The organism is Mesorhizobium sp. WSM4887, from assembly GCF_029625865.1.
Taxonomy (GTDB): Bacteria; Pseudomonadota; Alphaproteobacteria; order Rhizobiales; family Rhizobiaceae; genus Mesorhizobium.
In genome coordinates this window covers 465,055-485,135 of the sequence record NZ_JARTVP010000004.1, presented here as the reverse complement: position 1 = coordinate 485,135, position 20,081 = coordinate 465,055, and the positions used below count along the sequence as shown (strand labels likewise).

Below are 20,081 nucleotides of genomic sequence, written 5' to 3'. Positions count from 1 at the left end.
CGGCTACTTGCTCGCCACCCCGTCGGAGCATCGGGGCTGGGCATCGACGGGCATGAGTTCGAAACCGGCGGCGATGAGTTGCAGCTTCGTTTTCTCGAAATGCCGCTTGGCGCCGCTGTCGATCGCGGCCGGTGCTATCCCGTCACCAATCCGGACGCCATCCGCGTCATCCGCGAGGCTGCCATGCTGGTGCCGATCCGCTAAAATCCATCGATAGGGGGGTGCCTCGTGCAATGGCCATGACCGCCAAAGCGAACGCTATTCCTTCACCGCGCCCGTCATCGAGGAGACGTAGTGCTCGACGAAGAACGAATAAAGCACCACCACCGGCAGCGAGCCGATCAGCGCGCCCGCCATCAGCGCTCCCCATTCGTAGACGTCTGAGCGGACGAGCTCGGTGAGCACGCCGACTGGCACCGTCTTCTTCTCCGACGACTGGATGAAGGTCAGCGCGTAGATGAATTCGTTCCAGGACAGCGTGAAGGCGAATATGCCGGCCGAGATCAGACCGGGCACCGAAAGCGGCAGCACGATCTTGGTCAGGATCTGCCAGCGGGTGGCGCCGTCGATAAGCGCGCATTCCTCCAATTCGAAGGGGATCGAACGGAAGTAGCCCATCAACAGCCAGGTGCAGAACGGGATCAGGAAGGTCGGGTAGGTGAGGATCAGCGCGAAGGGCGTGTCGTAGAGACCGAGGTTGAACACCATCACCGACAGCGGGATGAACAGGATCGAGGGCGGCACCAGATAGGCGAGGAAGACGGCAAGGCCGACCTGGCGGGCGCCGGAGAACCGCAGCCGCTCGATCGCGTAGGCGGCGAGCACCGCAGCCGCCAGCGACAGGAAGGTGGCCGCCGTCGATATGATCACCGTGTTGAGCAGCCAGCCGGGGTAGGAGGTTTCCAGGAGCAAATAGCGTATGTGCTCCAGCGTCGGATGCACGACCCAGAACGGATTGTAGTTCACATAATCGGTCATCTCGACATTGGGCTTAACCGCCGTGATCGTCATCCAATAGAATGGAAACAGCAGCACGATGAGAAACACCAGCAGCGGCAGATAGACCGTGACCACCCGGCGCGGCAGGCTCTGCAGGTAGCCCATGCCGCCTTCGTCGGTGTCCAGGCGCTCGACTTCTCTGATCGCGGCCATATCAGTCTCCGCCGCCTTGCTGCCACCTGCGCCGTTGCAGGCCGAAATAGCTGAACAGGATCGCCGCCAGCAGGAAGGGGATCATGGCGACCGCGATTGCCGCGCCTTCGCCGAGCTGGCCGCCGGCAATGCCGCGCTGGAAGGACAAGGTCGCCATCAGGTGGGTGGCGTTCACCGGCCCGCCGCGGGTCAGCACATAGATCAGCTGGAAATCGGTGAAGGTGAAGAGCACCGAGAAGGTCATGGTGATGGCGATGATGGGCGTCAAAAGCGGCAGCGTCACATGGCGAAACAACTGCCAGCGGCTGGCGCCGTCCAGCGTGGCGGCTTCATAGAGCGACTGCGGGATGGTCTGCAGGCCGGCAAGCAGCGTGATGGCGACGAACGGGATGCCGCGCCAGACATTGGCCGCGATGACGGAAGCGCGCGCGTTGGTCGGATCGCCAAGGAAGTTGATGCGGTGGTCGATCAGCCCCATCTGCTGCAGCGCCCAGGACAGGATCGAGAACTGCGAATCGTAGATCCACCAGAAGGCGATGGCCGACAGCACCGTAGGCACCACCCAGGGCAGCAGCACCACCGCGCGGAAGAACGACTTGAAGGGCAGCTTCTCGTTGAGGATGAGAGCCAGCCAGAGGCCGAGCACGAATTTCAGGATCGAAGCGCTGACCGTGTAGAGCACGGTGTTGAAGACCGACAGCCAGAACACGCTGTCGCTCCAGAGATATTCATAGTTCTCGACACCGATATAGATGCCGGGCCGGCCGATGCGTGTGTCGGTGAAGCCAAGCCAGACGCCGAGTCCCAGCGGATAGGTGAGAAAGACCAGGAGCAGCGCCGCCGCCGGCAGCATGAAGCCGAGACCAAGAGTGTTCCGGCTCTCGGCAAGTCGCGAAAGCATCGACGGACGCCGCTGAACGGCAACGGATGACACGGCCATGGGCGCGGATTCCTCGCAACATGCGGTGGAGTGGTGGTGGCCGCGTGGTCCTTCCGTGCCCCGGAAGATCCCGACGCGGCCACCCTTGCTTCAGGTGCCCGGCAGGATCAGACGCGATAATAGCGGTTGGCGCGCTTTTCGGCCTCTTCCATCGCCTCTTGCGGCGTCGCCTGTCCCGTCACCGCCTTGGCGAACATGTCGACCAGCACATAATCGGCCATGGTCGCGGCCGAGGCATAGCCGAGCGGCCCGGCATAGCCGTTGGGTCGCAGCGTCGCCGAAGCTTTCGCGTAAGCGGCATTGTTCGGGTCGGCCTTCCACACCGGATTGTTGTCGAAAGCCTTCAGCGTCTGGCAGCAATAGCCGGCCGACGACGTGATCCAGTCCGACATCTGCGGGTCCTCGAACATGAACTGCAGATAGGCTTTGGCCGCATTGGGGTAGGGCGTGTAGTTGAAGATGACGGCTGTGGTCACCTGGAACAGCTCGACCGATTTCCCGACCGGACCGATCGGCAGATTGGTGGTGCGGATGTCCTTGGCTATCTCGGCCAGCTTCGGGTCGTTGTCCTTGTTGACCTTGGCGGTGTTGTAGGCCGAGATGCCGTTGGCGATCACGCTTATTTCGCCGGCCAGGAAGGCGCGGTTGTTGTTGACGTCGAGCCAGCTTTCCGTGCCGGGGATGAAGGTCTTGTAGAGCTCCTGCGCATACTGGATCGCCTTCAGCGTCTCGGGGCTGTTGATCGTCACCTTGCCGGCTTCGTCGACCATCTGGCCGCCATGGCTCCATAGCAGCCAATGCGCATAGTTGTTGCCGTCGCCGACGCCGTGGCCATGGGTGAACCCGGCGGGATGGCCCTTTGCCTTCAGCGCCTTGCACAGGTCGAGGAAACCCGCCGTGTCCTTCGGGAATTCCGAGAAGCCGGCCTCCTTCACCCAGCTTTCGCGATAGACGATGGCGTTGCCGATGGTGGCGAGCGGCAGGCCGAGGAACTTGCCCTCGCGCGTCGCATACTGCTTCGGGCCGTCGTGCCAGCCGCCATACTTCTTGCCGAGATGGTCGCCGAGTTCGGTCACGTCGAGCAGCTTGTCGGGATATTGGTGCGGGTCGTCGAACCAGACGAACATCAGGTCGGGACCGGAGCCGACATTGGCGGCGACGGCCGCCTTGGGCCGGATGTCTTCCCAGCTCTCCTTGTCGACGCGCACCTCCACGCCGGTCGCCTCGGTGAACCGCTTCGTATTCTTCAGCCATTGGTCCTCGTCGCCCTGCACGAAAGGCGACCAGCGCAGCAGCCGGAGCTTGGCGCCTTCCTCCGGCTTGTAGGTCAGGCCCTCCTGGGCGAAGGCGCTCGAGCCGACGAAGCGGCTGCCCAAGGCCCCGGCGGCCGCGCCGGCGGTCGTGCGGATCACGTCGCGTCTGGTGAACTTCATGCTCGTCTCCTCCTGTGGGTTTCCTCGTTGCGTGGTCTATGGCGCCGCTTCGATCCGCTGGCCCGTTTCGCCGTGAAACAGATGAATGGGGCCGGGTTCCACCGACAGCCGGATGGTTTCTCCCGGCGCGAAGGAATGGCGTTCGCGGAAATTGGCGACGATATCCTCTCCGCCGGCCGTCCGGCCGATGATCTGCACTTCCGAGCCGGTCGGCTCGATCACCACCACGGTGACCGGAATGCCGTCCTCGGCCAGCCGCAGATGCTCGGGCCGAACGCCGAGCACGACGGCTTCGCCGTTGCCGATCGCGGGTGGTTTCGACAGAGGCACGGAGACGCCACCCGAGCCCCGGAACGACGACGGCGCGCCGTCATTGGCGAATGTGCCCTTGAGCAGGTTCATGGCCGGCGAGCCGATGAAGCTCGCGACGAAGAGGTTGTTCGGCCGGTCGTAGAGCTCGAGCGGCGGCCCGATCTGCTCGACGAGGCCGTCATGCATGACGACGATCTTGTCGGCCATGGTCATGGCCTCGATCTGATCGTGCGTGACATAGATCGTCGTGGTCTTCAGCCGCTGGTGCAGTTCCTTGATCTCGGCGCGCATCTGGACCCTCAGCTTGGCGTCAAGATTGCTGAGCGGCTCGTCGAACAAAAACACCTGCGGATTGCGCACGATCGCCCGGCCCATGGCGACGCGCTGCCGCTGGCCGCCCGAAAGCTGGCGCGGATAACGCGACAGAAGCGGCACCAGCCCGAGGATCTCGGCCGCCCGCTTCACCCCGGCATCGCTCTCCGCCTTGGCCACTCCCTTCAGCATGAGCGAGAACGCCATGTTCTCGGCAACGGTCATGTGCGGATAGAGCGCGTAGTTCTGGAAGACCATGGCCACGTCGCGCTCCTTCGGCGCAACATCGTTGACGACACGGCTGCCGATCGAAATATGGCCGCGGGAGATTTTTTCCAGCCCGGCAATCATCCGCAGAAGCGTCGATTTTCCGCATCCCGACGGCCCGACCAGCGTGACGAACTCGCCGTCCTCTATGTCGACGCTGACGCCGTGCAGGATCTGGGTGGCTCCGAACGACTTGTAGACATCGCCAATCGCGACAGACGCCATCGAACTCCTCCCGATGGTCCCTGCGGGTTTCGCGGGGAGCCGTTTCCAATCAAGGTGTGGCTGAAACGGATGCCGGCAAGCATCCACCACTGGCGTCGGCGACGTTTGCCCCAGCTCCCCCCGGGTCACGCGACTGTGAAACGGTAGCGCTACCAAACCCGCCTGTAAAGCTGCGGCGCATGCCCTTAGACTTTCGTCTCAAAGGACAAATGAGCCAGCCTGCCGTGAGCTAAGTCAATCCAGGGCCGTGCCGCGTGGCCGCCGATCAGTCGGTGAAGAGCGCTGAATGCGCATTAGCAAGTACTAAGGTGTAGATTTCAACCTAGCCGAGAAAGAGCCGACAGTGCCCGTTTCCGCGCAGACGGGATTGGCAGCTGTCCCATTCGAGATGCGGTAATGCTGATAGCGGTGCTTCCGGTGTGGCCCTGCTGCCACCGCGGGAAGGGCGCGGCCGCTCCTTGGCCGTGTTCACCCGCCGATCAGAAACGCCGCAATCAGCTTCTGCAAGTTCCCGCCCGGACCGAACTCGACCTTGTCGAAGTCGCGGCTGGCCCGGCGCTGCGCCTTGGAAAGCTGGTCGAGATAATTCGTCAGCTCCGCCCTGATCTTGGTGCAGCCGGGGTCGTCGGCAACGGTGAGGCCGGTGCTGAAGGCGACGATCTTGTCCACCATGTCGACGATGCCGGCGCCGTGGACCTTCTCGTGTGCGGCGAGGCCGTCGGCAAACGCGTCCCACCGCGCCTGCACGGCGGGGGCAAGTTTTGCGGCGGGCTTCGGCAACGTGTAGGTGATGATCAGCTTCGGGCGAGCGGTCTTCAGCACGCAGGCGTCGCCTTCAGTCTGATAATCGCGCTGCCAGGTCAGCTTGAAGTTGGTCTGCGCGATTGCCCGCCGCCCGTTACCGGCCGAGTCCCTGCCGATCACAGGGCCTTTCTCGCCGATCGAGACATAGAGCGCCTCCACGCTTTGTCCTGAGATCGCATAGGTCTCGACCTTCTCGCTCGGCTTCCATTGGGCGAGGGCGGGTGAGGAGAGGAGCAGGGCGGAAAGCAGCAAGACGGATTTCATGAGGACTCGGCAGAATTCCGGGACGAGCCTCCGTGCATAGCGGTTGTCGGGGTAAGAGCAAAGACCGCGCGGCGCTTTCTCCCACAAGGCGGAGACAACGCCGTCGGAACCCGCTCCACCCGTCCGCCGTTTCCTTGTCATCGTTCCGCCCCAGGGAGACAAGGATGACCCGCAACGAGATCATTTCCGTTCTTGGCCCTGTCGACGAGGCCGTCATCGCCGACGTCGCGCTCACCGGCGCCAGCCTCGAGGAATTGCGCGAGGCCTTCGCCTGGATCGGCGCCGACGAGGCGCTGATGAACGAGGGTCGCGCGATGCCGGGCGCCAGGGTAGCGCGGCTGATCGAGATTCTCGAACCGCCCGAGGACGAGGCCGAAGCGCCGAGCGGGACGGAGTAGAGCGCGAATCCTGATCTCCCCCCTTGAGGCCTGAGGGGTCGTCTCACGCAGATCGCCGACGTTGTATTCCTCCGCGCAACGCGCCGGCACTTCACGCGCAGCGATCGCTCCATCGCCGTCGGCGACATTTCCCGATAAGGAGCGAGATAAGACTCCGGCGCCTCGCTCGGCCATTCATCCGATTTCGCTCGGTGCACCCTGTCCCGCAAGTCTAGGTGATTCCCCTACTTGCTCCTCCGACACCTCGGGCATAGCTTCTTCCTGCCTTGGGGGAGGAGGCTGCCTTGGATACCAGTGTCGTCATTGTCGGCGCGGGACCGGCGGGGCTGGCTGTCGGGGCCTGCCTGAAGCGGGCCGGAGTCGATTTCATCATCCTCGAAAGGGCGAGCGAGCTGGCGCCGGCCTGGCGGCGGCATTACCGGCGGCTGCACCTGCACACGGTGAAGTCCTTCTCGTCACTCCCTTTCGTGCCGTTCCCGAAAAACCACCCACGCTACGTGCCGCGTGAAAAAGTGGTCGCCTATCTCGATGCCTATGCCGCGCGTTTCAGCCTGGAGCCGCGCTTCGGCGTCACGGTGAAATCGATCCGCCGGGCGGGCGAAAAAATCGTGGTCGAGACCGATGCCGGGCCTTTCAACGCCCGCAAGATCGTCATCGCCACCGGCAACAACGCAGAGCCGATAACGCCGGCCTTTGCCGGCATCGAAACCTTCAAGGGAGAGGTGCTGCACAGCGCCGCCTACACCGAGGCCACGCCCTATACGGCCAAGAACGTGCTGGTCGTCGGCATGGGCAACACCGGCGCCGAGATCGCGCTCGATCTTGCCGAGAGCGGCGCGCATCCGACGATCTCGGTGCGCAAGGGCGTCCACATCGTGCCGCGCCAGCTCTTCGGCGTGCCGATCCAGATGGTTGGCATCGCCAGCCGGCCGATGCCGCGGGCGCTGAACGACTGGATGTTCCCGAAAATCCTCGACCTGGCGCTGGGCAGGCTGGAGCGATACGGCATCGTCAGGCCGAAGGAAGGCATCCTCAAGCAGATCGACGCCGGCCGCATTCCGGTCATCGATGTCGGAACTGTAGCAGCGATCAAGGCGGGCAGGATCGGCATTCTCCCCGATATCGTCAGCTTCACCGAGGACGGCGCAACATTCGCCGGCGGGCAGGAACAAAACTTCGACGCCGTAATCTTCGCCACGGGCTACCGTCCTGGCTATGACGGCATCCTGCCGGCGGAGCTGCGGCCGGGGAAGAGTGGAGTGAATCCACTCGCGACGGCGCTGGGTGTCTACCTCGTCGGCTTCTACAATCCGGTCACCGGCCTGCTGCGCGAGATCGGCATCGAGGCGCAGGCGGTGGCGAGGGATATCGCGGGGTGAGGCGTGGCGGAACTGCCGATCTCCCCCCTTGAGGGGCAGATGGTCGGAAGACCAGAGGGGGTCGCAGCGCCTTACGCGGTCCGCCACGAACACGACGCTGACGATTTACGGGAGACGACCCCCTCTGTCGCCTTCGGCGACATCTCCCCCTCAAGGGAGGAAATCAAGGCGCATAAATCGGGTGGCGCCCGCGCACGCCCCATGCGAAGCCAGCCTGGCCAAGGAGGGACGCACCCATGCTCACGCTCTACGATTATCTGCCCTCGCAAAATGCCTGGAAGGTTCGTGTCCTGCTTGGCCTGCTCGGCATCGCTTATGAAACCCGCATTGTCTCGATCTTCGAGGGCGAGAGCCGTACGGAGGCCTTCCTGAAGCTCAATCCGGCCGGCGCCGTTCCCGTGCTCGCCGTGGAGAATGGGGCGGCGATCGCCGAATCCAACGCCATCCTCGCTTGCGTCGCGGAGGGGACGCCCTACCTGCCGGCGGACCGGCTCGCGCGCGCCAAGGCCATGCAGTGGCTGTTCTTCGAGCAGTACTATGTCGAGCCGGTCATCGGCTCGCTGCGCTTCTGGTCTCTGACCGGGCGGCTGGAGCGCAATCAGGCGATGGTGGCCGGCAAGCGTGAGGCGGGCGCCCGCGCGCTTGGCGCTCTCGAGCGCAGCCTGCAGGACACCCCGTTCCTTGTCGGCGGCTCGCTCACCATCGCCGACATCGCCGTCTATGCCTACGGCCATCGCGCCGAGGATTGCGGCTTTTCGCTTGCCGACTATCCGGCGGTCAGCGCCTGGATCGATCGGGTGAGCGGGACGATCGGCTCAGGCTATCCCGTGCATCCCTACAGCATCGACCCGCATTCGGGCGGTTGAGCGCCGGAACAGAAGGCCCGGGGAGGGCGTTTGCCCAACCGGTGCGCTGGTTCCGTCGACGAACGGCGCCGGCAGCGCCGGCCTGTTTTCCAGCAACTGACAATGGAGGCCAGGAATGGTTCGCACCGTCGCTCTCGCAATCCTCGCTACCGGCATTGCCAGCCTGCCTGCTGTCGCGGCCGAGGAATGGTGGGTCGCCAGGGACGCCGTTTCGAAACAGTGCGAGATCGTGCCGAAGAAGCCCGACGGAACGCTGGTCGTCGATCTGGGCAAGAAGAGATACGCCAGCGAGGCCGAGGCCAAGAAGGCGATGGCGGCGCTGGCGGATTGCAATAAGCAGTAGGATTGACCGAGTTGATCTCCCCCTTGAGGACCCGAGAGCGGGGAGATTACCGCACCCCTACCGATCCACCATCGACATCGTCCGCTCGTTATAGCGCGGCCCCGATACCTTCTCAGGCGTCAGCGCCATGTCGAGCCCCAGCATCTCGGTGGCGTCGAGCTTGATGTCGGCGGCGGCGACATTCTCCTCCAGATAGGTCCGTCGCTTGGTGCCGGGGATCGGCACGATGTCGATGCCGAATTCCGGCCCCTTGGCCAGCAGCCAGGCGAGCGCCACCTGGCCGGGCTTGACCCCCTTGGCGACGGCGATCTCGCGGACCGTGGAGGCCGCGGCGACATTGGCGTCGAAATTTTCGCCCTGATAGCGCGGGTCGCCGCGCCGGAAATCGCCTTCGGGATAGTCTTCCGCCCGCTTGACGTCGCCGGCGAGAAAACCGCGGCCGAGCGGTGCGAACGGCACCAGGCCGATGCCCAATTCTGCAAGCGCCGGGATGATCTCGGGCTCGAGGTTGCGCTCCCACAGCGAATATTCGCTCTGCAGCGCCGAGACCGGGTGCACGGCATGGGCGCGGCGGATGTTGGAAACCCCCGCCTCCGACAGGCCGAAGAAGCGCACCTTGCCCTCCGCAACCAGCTCGCCGACTGCGCCCGCGACATCCTCCATCGGCACATCAGGATCGACGCGGTGCTGGTAGAGCAGGTCGATGCGGTCGGTCGCGAGCCGCATGAGCGAAGCCTCGACCACGTCGCGGATATGCTCCGGCCGGCTGTCGCGCCCGGTGCCATCCTGCTTGCCGTCGACGATGCGGAAGCCGAATTTTGTCGCGATCGTCACCTCGTCGCGCCGGCCCTTCAGCGCGCGTCCAAGCAGCTCCTCGTTGATGAAAGGCCCGTAGACCTCGGCCGTGTCGAGGAAGGTGCAGCCAAGCTCGATCGCCCGGTGGATCGTCGCGATCGACTCCGCTTCGTCGGCCGGGCCGTAGGATTGGCTCATGCCCATGCAGCCGAGGCCGATGGCCGACACGACGAGCCCCTGGCTGCCGAGTTTCTGCTTGCCGAGGCTCATTCATCTGTCTCCGGTAAGAAATTAGCACCCGCGAAATTATAATGCCGGGACGCGATGCGTCCAGCGCGGCCTCAAGCCATCGGCAGCATTCGGCGCATGATCAGCGAGGCATGGCCGCCGACGCCATGTGCGGCCGGCCGGCGCTCGACCACCTCGAAGCCGTGCTTGCGGTAGAAGGCGATCGCCCGCTCATTGCCCTCGATCACCTCCAGGGCGATGCTTGGAATGCCGGCATGGGCCGCAAGCACCGCGTGCAAGAGGTCGACGGCGAGGCCGCTGCCGAACTCTTCCGGCTCGATATGCAGCCGGTCGAGCATGACATCGCCCCTCTCGTCCATCGCTGCCATGGCATAGCCGGCGATCGATCCGTCGGTCCGCTCGGCCACGAACGACATCTTGTTGTCGTCGGCGAGCTCTTCGGCGAGCTTGTCGGGCGCATGTTTTTCGTCGGAGAGCCGGGCCACGGTTTCCTCACCCATGATCGGCGAATAGGTCCGCCGCCAGGATCCTCCCAGCAGCCGCGAGACGGCTGGCAGATCGTTCTTCGTCATCGCCCGGATGTGAGACATGTGCTTCCCTCGTTGCACTCCAAGATAGGGCGCGGCGCTGGCGACAGCCAATCTTCCCCTTGTTGTGGCGGAGATGCCGGCAGAGCAGAGGGGGCGCTGTCCCGCCGACGCATCGTAGTTTCTTGTTGGGAGATCGATAGCAACAAAGCGGCGGCCCTTATTGGCTCAAACGCCTCGGTCCTTCCGGTGCCTCTCTGGTCTGGCCTGCCGGCCGTCTCGCCCGCTTGACGGGAGCTTGGCGCTCCGTCGCCCGGTAGTGTCTCAGTTTGAAATTTGACCGGCTATCAACCGGCACCTCTCGCCTGTCGCGCCGGCCAGCGAACTCCTATATGCTTAGCGGAAAGCAACGGAGGTTTCATGCGCGGGCTTTATCGAGACGGACAGTGGGCGCAGATTTCGGACGGGAAGAACTCGATTCCGATACCAAGGGCGCGATACGAAGAACAGGCTTATTAGCCTCCCTTCGATAAACTGCCCACGAAAGAGCAGTACGAGGCAAAGAATGCCGGTAGGACCTAAAGGCCAGAGGCGCCCAGCCGACGTGATCGGCAACGCCGTCCGCGTCATGCGCATTGCCACTGGCGAGGAAGCCGAGGACACGCCGGACGACGGCAAGAGTGCCGCCGCCAAAGAGCTTGGTTCAAAGGGCGGAAAGAAGCGCGCCGCCAATATGACGCCAGAGCGGCGCGCCGAGATCGCTAAGAAGGCTGCTGCGAAGCGCTGGTCGAAATAACCGGCTTCACTGTGATTTCGATTTCGTCAGCAGCCCCGTAGGTCAATTGAAAGGCCATCTTCATTAAGTTGAGCCAAGCGACCCTCTGGACAGCATCCCAAGGGCCGCTTTGGGGTAGCTTCTGGATCAACGCAGCAATCAGCGGGTCTTTCGGGCCGCTTCCTCCACCGCTGCCGCCATTGCCCCCATTCTCAGCGGATGGCTGTTGCTGCGGCGTCTCGCCCGCAATAACGCCAGGTTGCACCAGCCGGTTTCGCCCATGTTCAAAAAAACCAGCCTGATCGGCGGATCGCTCAAAAGCTTGTCGGGCCCTGTCCCTCTGCTTTTCAGCAACGCCAAGCTGCACCATGTCGCGCTCTAGCGCTGCTGCTGGGGGAATGACGCCGCCCTTGTATTTATCGAACACCGCTCGGTAGAGCGGGACATTCAGGAAAGCCCTTGCCTTTGCGGCGCGCGCTTGGTTGGGGTCAACGACTTGCCGCCCCAATTCGGTTAGGCGGTGACGTGGCCCATCTCCTTCGAGGACACCGAACATCCTGGCTGTGTAAACCTGCACCCGGAATGTCGAACTCTTGGCGCTTTGGCTTGTCCATGCGGCCAACTGGTCGTCGTCGCATTCGCCCGTTCCGACATGAGCGTGGATAGCATCCGCAAATGCGACTGCTGACCTCAGGTCCATGTACGGAAATGAAATTGTAGAGCGTTGGCGAGTCCGCTGTTCTGGCTTCGACGCGCTGTCGATGGTTTCGGTCTGTCCGGTCATGTGGCTAGCTCCAGTCCATCCGCACGGATGGTCGCAATCCTCATTTAATGCCCATTCCCGCATTAGTCAATCACATAACACGGAATTTGGTTTCTAACCGTTGACTGCGGATAATGGCTCGCATATACCTGAGCCTCGTTTCGAAGGAGATTCGAATGTCCAGAAGAGTTCCGGGCCCCGCCAGTTCGCCGACCGGCGACCGGGGCCTGTGCAAATAGAAAAGCCGCCGCGCAACCGGATCAGGGAAACGCGGCGGCTCTAGGTCGGCAACGGCGGCGGCTGGTCGATAGGCCAGCCGCTCAGCGCTCGTAGCTCAGTTGGATAGAGCGAGTGGTTCGTACCCTCTAGGTCACCAGTTCGAGTCTGGTCGAGCGCTCCACCAAATCACTACAGCTGCCACTGTTAACATAGTGGCAGCTGTTTGTGAATCAATGATTGATGTGAAAACCTATGCTTGACACTAAGCATAAAAGTTCACATATTAGGGGCATGAACAAGCTGCCCCTCCAAACCCGCGTGCAAATCCTCACGATGCTTTGCGAGGGTTCTTCGATGCGGTCGATTTCCCGCGTTGCTGACGTGTCAATCAACACGGTTTCCAAGCTGTTGGTTGATGCCGGCAAGTTCTGTGCCGACCTTCACGATCGCGAAGTCCGCAATGTCACTTCCAAGCGCGTCCAGTGCGATGAAATCTGGTCGTTTGTCGGTGCCAAGGCCAAGAACGTTTCGACCATGAAGCAGCCGGTCGAAGGCGCTGGCGACGTATGGACCTGGACCGCCTTGGACAGCGACAGCAAGCTTATCATTTCCTGGCTGGTCGGCGGCCGTGACGGCGAATATGCACTGGCCTTCATGGATGACGTGAAGGACCGTCTTGCCAACCGCGTCCAGCTTACGACAGACGGCCACCGCGCCTATCTCAATGCGGTCGAGGAAGCCTTTGGAGCCGACATCGATTACGCCATGCTGGTGAAGCAGTATGGCGAGCCGGAAAGCAACAAGTCGCCGGAGCGCCGCTATAGCCCGGCCGTCTGCACTGGCGCGACCAAGACGCGGATCGAAGGCAACCCCGATCCGGTGCATGTCAGCACGTCGCATATCGAGCGCGCCAATCTCACCATGCGGATGGCAAACCGTCGTTTCACGCGCCTTACCAATGCGTTCTCAAAAAAGTTCGACAACCACGTCCACATGGTCGCGATCTACACCGTCTGGTACAACTTCATAAAGATGCACAAGGCGCTGAAGATGACGCCTGCAATGGCCGCTGGCGTGTCCAAGACGCTCTGGTCTATGGAAAACCTTTGCGAAAAGATGGACGCTGTAGCGCCGAAGCCGGGCAAGCGCGGCCCCTATAAGAAGCGGTAAGATTGTCCGTGGCAGATCGAGATCGTTGGATAGTTCATATCAAGGAGCTTCGCTCCCAAAATGGCGCGAGCCTCCTCGAAGCGGAACGCATCGCCTTGTCAGACCCTCACTGGCGGCGTTGGGTTGAACGCCAAATCAACACAGATGAGCGTTGTCGCAAGTTCGCGCGCGCTCACATGGCAACCAATCGTCAAGCCTCGTTAATCTACAAAGATGGCGATGCGCTGAAAGTGCGCTAGGTCGTGAACTCACAAACGCGGTGGGCGCTGGAAAGGTGAGACGCCACCGGCTAAAGTCGCACTATGAAGCCTGACACGATTACACTGTGGCGGCCGGTTGGCCCAGCCGAACTCGCGCTTATCCGCGAAAGCGGTATGTGTTCGTTCCCACCGCGTCTGCCGGATCAGCCCATTTTCTATCCCGTGCTTTCAGAAGACTACGCAATCAGGATCGCTCGCGATTGGAACGTGCCTCATAGTGGGGCGGGTTTCGTCACGCGCTTTGAGGTGCGGCGTGACTTCCTGGAGCAATACGACGTGCAGGAGGCAGGTGGGCGGGCGCTACGAGAATACTGGATACCTGCGGGAGAGCTTGATGCGTTCAACGCCGCTATCGTCGGGCCTATCGAGGTGGTGAGAGAGTTCCGCTGAGGCTTTCATACTGCGGCGGAGTCTGATGTCCCATGGCTCCGAAAATTCAAACTGAGACACTACCCGTCGCCCCGCCAAATTGACTCGCCCCCCGCTCTCATTCATCCTTAGAGACTGTTCAGCGCCAGCGTCTACAGAGTGAGCCATGGCCAGTCCCGTCGCCAGAGAAAAGTCCCGCCGCGCCGCGGTGAAGAAGGCGCTCGACCGCCACAAGGTCTACGTCACTGCGCAGAGCTTTTCCGGCGGCACCTACAGCGCCCGCGTGCTGGTCGACGGCGAGGCCTATTGGGTCGACGAATTCCGGCTGAGCCAGCTGCGGCAGGGTCTGACGCCGGCCGAGCTGGAATTGACGCCGGCGACCGACGATTGAGTGGAGTGCCTTCGTCATCCCAGGGCGGAGCAGGAGCGAAGCGACGTCGCGGAGACCCTGGGATCCATGCCGTGACCTGGACGCGTCACGACGGTCCAAGTTCTGCTCGGCTGCACTCGGCGGTAAAGGTCACGGCATGGATCCTCGGGTCAAGCCCGAGGATGACGACCGCGCGGGCTCGGGGGCGCGAAGGATCGCGGCCCTTGCCACTGTCGGCTACGCGCTTCGGCACTTAACCCATGCCAGCTCCCCAACTCAAAACCTACCGCGCCAAGCGCGAATTCTCCCGCACCCCAGAACCGGCGGGCGGCACGGCAGGCGAAAGCGGCAATCGCTTCGTCATCCACAAGCACCACGCCACCGCCGATCACTACGATCTGCGCCTCGAAGTCGGCGGCGTGCTGAAGAGCTGGGCGGTGCCGCGCGGGCCTTCGCTCAATCCGGCCGACAAGCGCCTCGCGGTCGAGACCGAGGATCATCCGATCGAATATATCGACTTCGAGGGCGTCATCCCCGAGGGCGAGTATGGCGGCGGGCCGATGATCGTCTGGGACACCGGCACCTGGGCGCCGATGGAGGATGTCGAAAAGAGCCTGCGCACCGGCGCCTTCAAGTTCCGCCTCGCCGGCCAGAAGCTCAATGGCGGCTGGATGCTGACCCGGCTGAAGCCCAAGCCCAAGAAGAACTGGCTGCTTTTCAAGGAGCGCGATCTCGCCTCCGACTCCGAGCTCGACATTCTCGAAGCGCGGCCGGAAAGCGTCAAGTCGGGCCGGCGCATCGAGGAACTGGCGGCGCCGCCGAAGAAGCCGCAGCGCCTGCCGCCGAAACCTGGCTCGCTGAAACCCGGCGCGCTGCCCGGCGCGGTCAAGGCAGACCCGCCAAGCCGCATCGAGCCGCAGCTCGCCGCGCAGGTAAGCGAGCCGCCCGATGGCGAGGACACCGGCACGCTCTGGCTGCACGAGATCAAATTCGACGGCTACCGCACCATGGCGCATGTCGTGGACGGGAATGTGCGGCTGATCACCCGCGGCGGCCTCGACTGGACCAAGCGCTACGGCGACCTGCCGCAGGCTTTTTCGCGGCTGCCGGCCAGCCGGGCGATCATCGACGGCGAGATCATGGTGCTGGACGACAAGGGCATCTCGCGCTTCGCGCTGCTGCAGGACGCGCTGGCCCAGGGCGCCGGCTCGAAGCTGCATTTCTACGCCTTCGATCTCCTGCATCTCGATGGCTGGGACCTGCGCAGGGCGCCGCTGCAGAAGCGTAAGGCGCTGCTTGCCGAACTGCTCGCCGGCCAGGCGGCAAACTCCGCCATCCAGTACAGCGACCACGTCGAGGGCGATGGCCGCGGGCTTTACGACCAGGCCTCGGACCTTGGGCTGGAAGGCGTCGTCTCGAAGCGCGCCGATGCCATCTACATGAGCGGCCGAACCAAGAGCTGGACCAAGGTCAAGGCGCAAAAGACGGATGATTTCGTCATCGCCGGCTACACCGTTTCCGACCGGGCGGAAGGGCTTGCGGCGCTGGGCATGGCCGAGTTCGTCGACGGCGAATTGCACTATCGCGGCAAGGTCGGCACCGGCTTCGACCGCGACATGGCGACCGACCTGCTGACCCGGCTGGAGCGGCTGACCGCCGGCGCCACGCCGCCCGAAGGCGTGCCGCGCGAGATCATGCGCGAGATGCATTGGGTGAAGCCGCTGCTGTCGGCACGCGTCCGTTATTCGAACCGCACCGCCGACAATGCGATCCGCCACGGCGTCTTCCGCGGCCTGCGCGATGTCGGCGGCCTGACCACGCCGGTTGCGGTCAAGCGCAAGCGGCTGATCGCCGAGTCCGACCTCGCCACCATCTGGGTCACCAATCCGGAGCGGCGGCTGTTCGGCAAGACCGGGCCGACCAAGCTCGACATTGCCGTCTATTACGCGCTGGTCGGCGATTTCATGCTGCCGCACATCATCGGCCGCCCGGTGTCGCTGGTGCGCTGCCCGACGGGGCGGCCGCAGGACTGCTTCTTCCAGCGCCACGCCTTCACCGGCATGCCGCCTTCGGTGGCGGTGTTCGAGAGCGTCAGTTCGGAAGGCGAGACCAAGACCTACCTCTCGGTCGAGGACGCCAAGGGCTATCTGGCACTGGCGCAGTTCGGCGTCGTCGAGTTCCACACCTGGGGCACGCACCGCACCAAGCTCGACAGGCCCGACCAGATCGTCTTCGACCTCGACCCGGGCGAGGGGATTTCCTGGCGCGAGGTGGTCGAGGCGGCCGTCCACATCAAGGGCGGGCTGGAGAGCCTCGGCCTGGTGCCGTTTGCAAAGACGTCCGGCGGCAAGGGCATCCACATCACAGTGCCGGTGACGCGCAAGCAGAACTGGAAGAAACTGCACCAGGCCTCGAGCACCATTTCCACTTTGCTCGCGGCAAGCGCGCCCGACACTTTCGTCACCGTCATGGGCAAGGAAAACCGCAAGAAGCGCATTTTCATCGACTTCCACCGCAACGCCCGCGGCCACACCTCCGCCGCTCCCTATTCGCTGCGCGCCCGCACCAACCTGCCGGCATCGACCCCGATGAGTTGGACCGATCTGGAGGCTATCGACGCGCCCGAGGATCTGAACTACGCCTCGCTGCCGGGACTGTTGGAGACCTCGGGCGATCCCTGGGCGGAGATCGACGAGGCCGCCAGGGATTTGCCGGTGGTTGAGGGAAAGTAAACCGCAGGCGTTGGCGATCCGTCACACCCCCCTCTGTCCTGCCAGCGTTCGGTTTCCATCTCCATCGACGCTTCCTACAATTTGAATTATCCTCCGCGCCAACCGGCCCAAGAACACTTCGTCAGCAATTTGCATGTACCATCAAGGGTCGGTGTAGCATTTCCGGAGCGCCAACCGTCCTTCGGACGAAGCGCCGGAGCATGATCCCGAAAAGTGGGAAACCGGTTTTCGGCAAAGATCAGGCTTCCAAAAAAAGTAAAACTGTCAGTGCATGGCCGCGTAGGAGTTCATCATGGCGCCCAGGGCAAGTTGGAAAGGTTACCTCAAGCTCAGCCTCGTCAGCTGTCCGGTCCGGCTTTATCCGGCCACCAGCGCGAGCGAGCGCATCTCGTTCAACCAGCTGCACAAGAAGACCCACAACCGCATCAACATGAAGCCGGTCGACCCCGAACTCGGCCTGGTCGAACGCTCGGACCTGGTCCGGGGCTACGAATATGAGGACAAGCAGTACATCATCATCGATGATGCCGATCTCGACGCGGTCCGGATCGAATCCAACCACACGATGAACATCGAGGCCTTCGTCGACGAGAATGAGGTCGACGTCATCTACCAGGACTCGCCCTATTACCTTGCCCCGGACGGCGCCATGGCCGAGGAGACCTTCGCGGTGCTGCGCGAAGCGATGCGCAGATCCGGCAAGCTGGCGATCGCCCGCCTGGTCCTTTCCAGCCGCGAGCGCGTGGTGACGATCGGCCCGCGCGAGAACGGCATGTTCGTCTGCACCTTGAGGAACCCCAACGAAGTGCGCGGCACGGCTGAATATTTCGGCAACATCCCGGCCGGCACGCCGGATCCGGAAATGCTCGATCTCGCCCAGGCGCTGATCAAGCAGAAGGAAACTCATTTCGATCCGAAGAATTACGAGGATCGCTACGAAGTGGCGCTGATGGGGATGATCCGCGAGAAGCTCAAAGGCCACAAGCCGATCATCGCGGCGGCGCCCGAACGCGGCAATGTCATCAACCTTATGGATGCGCTGAAAGCGAGCCTGTCGCAGTCGGCCAAGCCGCCGGCCAAGTCGAAGAGCAAGGCCGAGGAGGCGCCGGCCAAGCCGGCCAAGAAGGCGGCCGCCGCCGGCGGCGCGCCTGAGAACCCGCTGAAAGCGAACCTGTTGAAAGCCGCCGGCAAGAGCAAGAAGTGACGGGAGGGCCGGTGATCCTCCCCGGCGCCGTGTTCGGCGCCGTCGGCCCGCTGGCCGCGTTTCCGCTCAGGCTCGCCGCGCGCGAGGTCGAGCGCCGCCATGCCGAGTTGAGGCGCGGCGTCACCCGTCGCACCACCCATGTCGTGTTCGGCCGCACGCTGCTGGCCAAGGCGGCCACGGCAAGAACGGGCGATGGCGACATCGAGCGCCGCGTGCAGGCCGAGCGCGAAGCCGGGCGCGAATTGGTCAGCGAAAACGGCTTCCTGCGCTTGCTCGGCTTGTTGAAGGCGCCTCAGGCGTCGTCGCTGTCCCGGCAATCGCTGATCGACCAGTCGCGGCTTGCCGCCAGCGATCTCGACATGCTGTCGCTGTTCGACGCCTTCGAACGTGACGGCGAACCCTATTCCTTCCGCGACCTGATCCTGGCCAGAAAATATGCCGGGTTGATCGCCAGCGGCGCGACATGGGGCGCGATCGCGCGCTCGGTGCATCGCTCCGGCCCGGTCGCCTCGCTCACCGCCAAGTCGCTCAATCTCGGTTCGCAGCATGGCCGGCCGGACGCGATCTATCTCGACGAGGGCCGCAGCGAGCTCGACGGCCAGCTTCTCTTCGACCTCGGCTCACCGGAAGACGACACGCTGGAGCAGCTGTTCGCCGAGGCGGAAGCCGCGGAAGAGGAGGGGCGGCACGACGAGGCCGCAGCGCTCTACCAGCGCTGCATGGCGATCGATCCAAAAGATGCCATCGCCGCCTTCAACCGCGCCAACTGCCTGCGCGGCGCCGGCCGCGCAGCGGAAGCCGCGCATGATTATGCCCGCGCGATAAAGCTCGATCCCGGCTTCGTCGAAGCCTGGTTCAACCTCGCCGGCTTGGTGGGCGACGAAGGCAAGGTCGCGTCGGCGCGGCGGCACCTGCAGAAGGCGATGGCGCTCGACAAGGCCTATGCCGACCCGGTGTTTAACCTAGCCCGGCTTGAGTTCGACGCCGGCAATCTGGCCGAAGCCCGCCGGCTGTGGGCGCGCTATCTGGAGCTCGACGCGGAGTCCGAATGGGCAAGACTGGCGCAGAAGGGGATCCAGTTCGTGGATTTGCACATGGCCGGTGAGCGAGATGTTCGCGCTTGAGACGGAGTGCGGCCTTGCCAGGAAGCCCGCCCGATGACCTACTTCCTCTTCGACGGCCCCGACTCCGCCCCTGTCACCGTCCTGCTCGCGCATGGCGCCGGTGCGGCGATGGACTCGGCCTCAATGGCCGTGACAGCGAAGGCTCTCGCCACCGCCGGTTTCCGCGTCGCGCGCTTCGAGTTCCACTACATGGCTGCGCGCCGTTTTGGCTATCGCAAGCCGCCGCCGCGCGCCGAGACGGTGAACCCGGAATATGTCAAGGCGATCGGCGATCTGCGCGCCAAAGGCTTGACCGGCAAGCTCATCATTGGCGGCAAGTCGATGGGCGGGCGCGTCGCCTCGATGGTCGCCGACGAGATGTTTGCCAAGGGCGAGATCGCTGGCCTGGTTTGTCTGGGCTACCCCTTCCATCCGCCGGGAAAGCCGGAGCAACTGCGGACAAAACATCTCACCGACCTGAAGACCCCGACGCTGATCTTCCAGGGCACGCGCGACGAGTTCGGCACCAGGGACGAGGTCGCGACCTACGGGCTGTCAGCGGCAATAGAGGTGGTCTGGCTGGAGGACGGCGACCACGATCTCAAGCCCCGCAAGGCGGTGTCGGGTTTTTCGGTGGCGGATCACCTGAAGACGGTGGCGGAGACGATAAAAGCTCGGATGGCGCCTCTCGCTTCGTCATCCTAGGGCGAAGCAAGGAGCGAAGCGACGCGGCGCAGACCCTAGTATGCCGTGACGCTAAGGCATTGCAACGGCTCAGAATTTTCCCCCGCAGAGTTCCACGGCGATGGTCACGGCATGAATCCTCGGGTCAAGCCCGAGGATGACGAAT

21 protein-coding genes and 1 tRNA gene are annotated in these 20,081 nt (G+C 63.5%); 14 read left to right on the top strand and 8 right to left on the bottom strand.

Annotation, left to right across the window (positions count from 1 at the left end; translation table 11 throughout):
• Window positions 1-78: 78 nt before the first annotated feature.
• Entirely contained in the window at window positions 79-204 is a 126-nt protein-coding gene (locus tag P9230_RS19355) for a hypothetical protein (RefSeq protein ID WP_259979814.1), read from the top strand.
• Between the two features lie 54 nt (window positions 205-258).
• Here P9230_RS19355 and P9230_RS19350 read toward each other — a convergent pair whose 3' ends face one another.
• From P9230_RS19350 to P9230_RS19330, 5 genes are all read right to left on the bottom strand, one after another.
• Window positions 259-1,152, bottom strand: coding sequence for a carbohydrate ABC transporter permease (locus P9230_RS19350; RefSeq protein WP_067001185.1), 894 nt, complete (start codon window positions 1,150-1,152; stop codon window positions 259-261).
• A gap of 1 nt (window position 1,153) precedes the next feature.
• Window positions 1,154-2,092: a sugar ABC transporter permease gene (locus P9230_RS19345; RefSeq protein ID WP_095801403.1), complete on the bottom strand. Its 939-nt coding sequence runs from the start codon at window positions 2,090-2,092 to the stop codon at window positions 1,154-1,156.
• A 107-nt stretch (window positions 2,093-2,199) separates the two neighbouring features.
• Window positions 2,200-3,525, bottom strand: a complete 1,326-nt coding sequence (locus P9230_RS19340; RefSeq protein ID WP_127214326.1) for an ABC transporter substrate-binding protein — start codon at window positions 3,523-3,525, stop codon at window positions 2,200-2,202.
• 36 nt (window positions 3,526-3,561) lie between these two features.
• Window positions 3,562-4,641, bottom strand: a complete 1,080-nt coding sequence (gene ugpC, locus P9230_RS19335; RefSeq protein WP_278120467.1) for a sn-glycerol-3-phosphate ABC transporter ATP-binding protein UgpC — start codon at window positions 4,639-4,641, stop codon at window positions 3,562-3,564.
• A gap of 468 nt (window positions 4,642-5,109) precedes the next feature.
• Window positions 5,110-5,709, bottom strand: coding sequence for a DUF922 domain-containing protein (locus P9230_RS19330; RefSeq protein ID WP_067322475.1), 600 nt, complete (start codon window positions 5,707-5,709; stop codon window positions 5,110-5,112).
• Between the two features lie 164 nt (window positions 5,710-5,873).
• Between P9230_RS19330 and P9230_RS19325 the strand changes: the two genes are divergently transcribed.
• The 4 genes from P9230_RS19325 to P9230_RS19310 all read left to right on the top strand — a co-directional run bounded on the left by P9230_RS19325 (window position 5,874) and on the right by P9230_RS19310 (window position 8,695).
• Window positions 5,874-6,107 carry a hypothetical protein gene (locus P9230_RS19325; protein WP_067001193.1) on the top strand — a complete coding sequence of 78 codons (234 nt, stop codon included), beginning with the start codon at window positions 5,874-5,876 and terminating at the stop codon, window positions 6,105-6,107.
• A gap of 284 nt (window positions 6,108-6,391) precedes the next feature.
• Entirely contained in the window at window positions 6,392-7,486 is a 1,095-nt protein-coding gene (locus tag P9230_RS19320; protein WP_278120465.1) for an NAD(P)/FAD-dependent oxidoreductase, read from the top strand.
• Between the two features lie 236 nt (window positions 7,487-7,722).
• Window positions 7,723-8,352 (top strand): glutathione S-transferase family protein, encoded by a 630-nt coding sequence (locus tag P9230_RS19315; RefSeq protein WP_095824534.1) that lies wholly within the window; start codon window positions 7,723-7,725, stop codon window positions 8,350-8,352.
• A gap of 115 nt (window positions 8,353-8,467) precedes the next feature.
• A complete protein-coding gene (locus tag P9230_RS19310) occupies window positions 8,468-8,695 on the top strand; it encodes a hypothetical protein (protein WP_095801397.1) in 228 nt (75 codons plus the stop codon).
• A 57-nt stretch (window positions 8,696-8,752) separates the two neighbouring features.
• Here the strand turns inward: P9230_RS19310 and P9230_RS19305 are convergent, their stop codons facing one another.
• Entirely contained in the window at window positions 8,753-9,760 is a 1,008-nt protein-coding gene (locus P9230_RS19305) for an aldo/keto reductase (RefSeq protein WP_095801396.1), read from the bottom strand.
• A 71-nt stretch (window positions 9,761-9,831) separates the two neighbouring features.
• A complete protein-coding gene (locus P9230_RS19300) occupies window positions 9,832-10,329 on the bottom strand; it encodes an N-acetyltransferase (RefSeq protein WP_066998508.1) in 498 nt (165 codons plus the stop codon).
• Between the two features lie 502 nt (window positions 10,330-10,831).
• On the opposite strand from P9230_RS19300, the gene P9230_RS19295 reads away from it, so the two are divergent.
• The gene (locus tag P9230_RS19295; protein ID WP_278120461.1) at window positions 10,832-11,062 is read left to right on the top strand and encodes an RNA-binding protein; all 231 of its coding nucleotides are present in this window, start codon (window positions 10,832-10,834) and stop codon (window positions 11,060-11,062) included.
• On the opposite strand, the gene P9230_RS19290 is transcribed toward P9230_RS19295, so the two are convergent.
• On the bottom strand, window positions 11,028-11,825 hold the full coding sequence (locus tag P9230_RS19290; protein ID WP_278054094.1) for a hypothetical protein: 798 nt from the start codon (window positions 11,823-11,825) through the stop codon (window positions 11,028-11,030). The genes P9230_RS19295 and P9230_RS19290 overlap by 35 nt on opposite strands.
• Before the next feature lie 302 nt (window positions 11,826-12,127).
• Here P9230_RS19290 and P9230_RS19285 point away from each other — a divergent pair.
• The 8 genes from P9230_RS19285 (at window position 12,128) to P9230_RS19250 (ending at window position 19,936) form a co-directional block, all read left to right on the top strand.
• A tRNA-Thr gene (locus P9230_RS19285) sits at window positions 12,128-12,204 on the top strand.
• A gap of 110 nt (window positions 12,205-12,314) precedes the next feature.
• A complete protein-coding gene (locus P9230_RS19280) occupies window positions 12,315-13,193 on the top strand; it encodes an IS1 family transposase (RefSeq protein ID WP_278120459.1) in 879 nt (292 codons plus the stop codon).
• A gap of 302 nt (window positions 13,194-13,495) precedes the next feature.
• Window positions 13,496-13,843, top strand: a complete 348-nt coding sequence (locus P9230_RS19275) for an ADP-ribosylation/crystallin J1 (RefSeq protein WP_278120458.1) — start codon at window positions 13,496-13,498, stop codon at window positions 13,841-13,843.
• A gap of 145 nt (window positions 13,844-13,988) precedes the next feature.
• The gene (locus tag P9230_RS19270; RefSeq protein ID WP_067322499.1) at window positions 13,989-14,213 is read left to right on the top strand and encodes a hypothetical protein; all 225 of its coding nucleotides are present in this window, start codon (window positions 13,989-13,991) and stop codon (window positions 14,211-14,213) included.
• Window positions 14,214-14,452: 239 nt separating this feature from the next.
• A complete protein-coding gene (ligD, locus tag P9230_RS19265) occupies window positions 14,453-16,924 on the top strand; it encodes a DNA ligase D (RefSeq protein WP_278120455.1) in 2,472 nt (823 codons plus the stop codon).
• Between the two features lie 292 nt (window positions 16,925-17,216).
• Entirely contained in the window at window positions 17,217-18,128 is a 912-nt protein-coding gene (locus P9230_RS19260; RefSeq protein WP_095801394.1) for a Ku protein, read from the top strand.
• An 11-nt stretch (window positions 18,129-18,139) separates the two neighbouring features.
• Entirely contained in the window at window positions 18,140-19,252 is a 1,113-nt protein-coding gene (locus P9230_RS19255; protein ID WP_278120453.1) for a tetratricopeptide repeat protein, read from the top strand.
• Window positions 19,253-19,285: 33 nt separating this feature from the next.
• Entirely contained in the window at window positions 19,286-19,936 is a 651-nt protein-coding gene (locus P9230_RS19250) for an alpha/beta family hydrolase (RefSeq protein WP_278120451.1), read from the top strand.
• Window positions 19,937-20,081: the final 145 nt, after the last annotated feature.

Bases quoted from the DNA above. Each gene is read 5' to 3' on its own strand.
- P9230_RS19350 (WP_067001185.1), bottom strand. From the start codon at position 1,152: ATGGCCGCGATCAGAGAAGTCGAGCGCCTGGACACCGACGAAGGCGGC.
- P9230_RS19345 (WP_095801403.1), bottom strand. From the start codon at position 2,092: ATGGCCGTGTCATCCGTTGCCGTTCAGCGGCGTCCGTCGATGCTTTCG.
- P9230_RS19340 (WP_127214326.1), bottom strand. From the start codon at position 3,525: ATGAAGTTCACCAGACGCGACGTGATCCGCACGACCGCCGGCGCGGCC.
- ugpC (WP_278120467.1), bottom strand. From the start codon at position 4,641: ATGGCGTCTGTCGCGATTGGCGATGTCTACAAGTCGTTCGGAGCCACC.
- P9230_RS19330 (WP_067322475.1), bottom strand. From the start codon at position 5,709: ATGAAATCCGTCTTGCTGCTTTCCGCCCTGCTCCTCTCCTCACCCGCC.
- P9230_RS19325 (WP_067001193.1), top strand. From the start codon at position 5,874: ATGACCCGCAACGAGATCATTTCCGTTCTTGGCCCTGTCGACGAGGCC.
- P9230_RS19315 (WP_095824534.1), top strand. From the start codon at position 7,723: ATGCTCACGCTCTACGATTATCTGCCCTCGCAAAATGCCTGGAAGGTT.
- P9230_RS19310 (WP_095801397.1), top strand. From the start codon at position 8,468: ATGGTTCGCACCGTCGCTCTCGCAATCCTCGCTACCGGCATTGCCAGC.
- P9230_RS19305 (WP_095801396.1), bottom strand. From the start codon at position 9,760: ATGAGCCTCGGCAAGCAGAAACTCGGCAGCCAGGGGCTCGTCGTGTCG.
- P9230_RS19300 (WP_066998508.1), bottom strand. From the start codon at position 10,329: ATGTCTCACATCCGGGCGATGACGAAGAACGATCTGCCAGCCGTCTCG.
- P9230_RS19295 (WP_278120461.1), top strand. From the start codon at position 10,832: ATGCCGGTAGGACCTAAAGGCCAGAGGCGCCCAGCCGACGTGATCGGC.
- P9230_RS19290 (WP_278054094.1), bottom strand. From the start codon at position 11,825: ATGACCGGACAGACCGAAACCATCGACAGCGCGTCGAAGCCAGAACAG.
- P9230_RS19280 (WP_278120459.1), top strand. From the start codon at position 12,315: ATGAACAAGCTGCCCCTCCAAACCCGCGTGCAAATCCTCACGATGCTT.
- P9230_RS19275 (WP_278120458.1), top strand. From the start codon at position 13,496: ATGAAGCCTGACACGATTACACTGTGGCGGCCGGTTGGCCCAGCCGAA.
- P9230_RS19270 (WP_067322499.1), top strand. From the start codon at position 13,989: ATGGCCAGTCCCGTCGCCAGAGAAAAGTCCCGCCGCGCCGCGGTGAAG.
- ligD (WP_278120455.1), top strand. From the start codon at position 14,453: ATGCCAGCTCCCCAACTCAAAACCTACCGCGCCAAGCGCGAATTCTCC.
- P9230_RS19260 (WP_095801394.1), top strand. From the start codon at position 17,217: ATGGCGCCCAGGGCAAGTTGGAAAGGTTACCTCAAGCTCAGCCTCGTC.
- P9230_RS19250 (WP_278120451.1), top strand. From the start codon at position 19,286: ATGACCTACTTCCTCTTCGACGGCCCCGACTCCGCCCCTGTCACCGTC.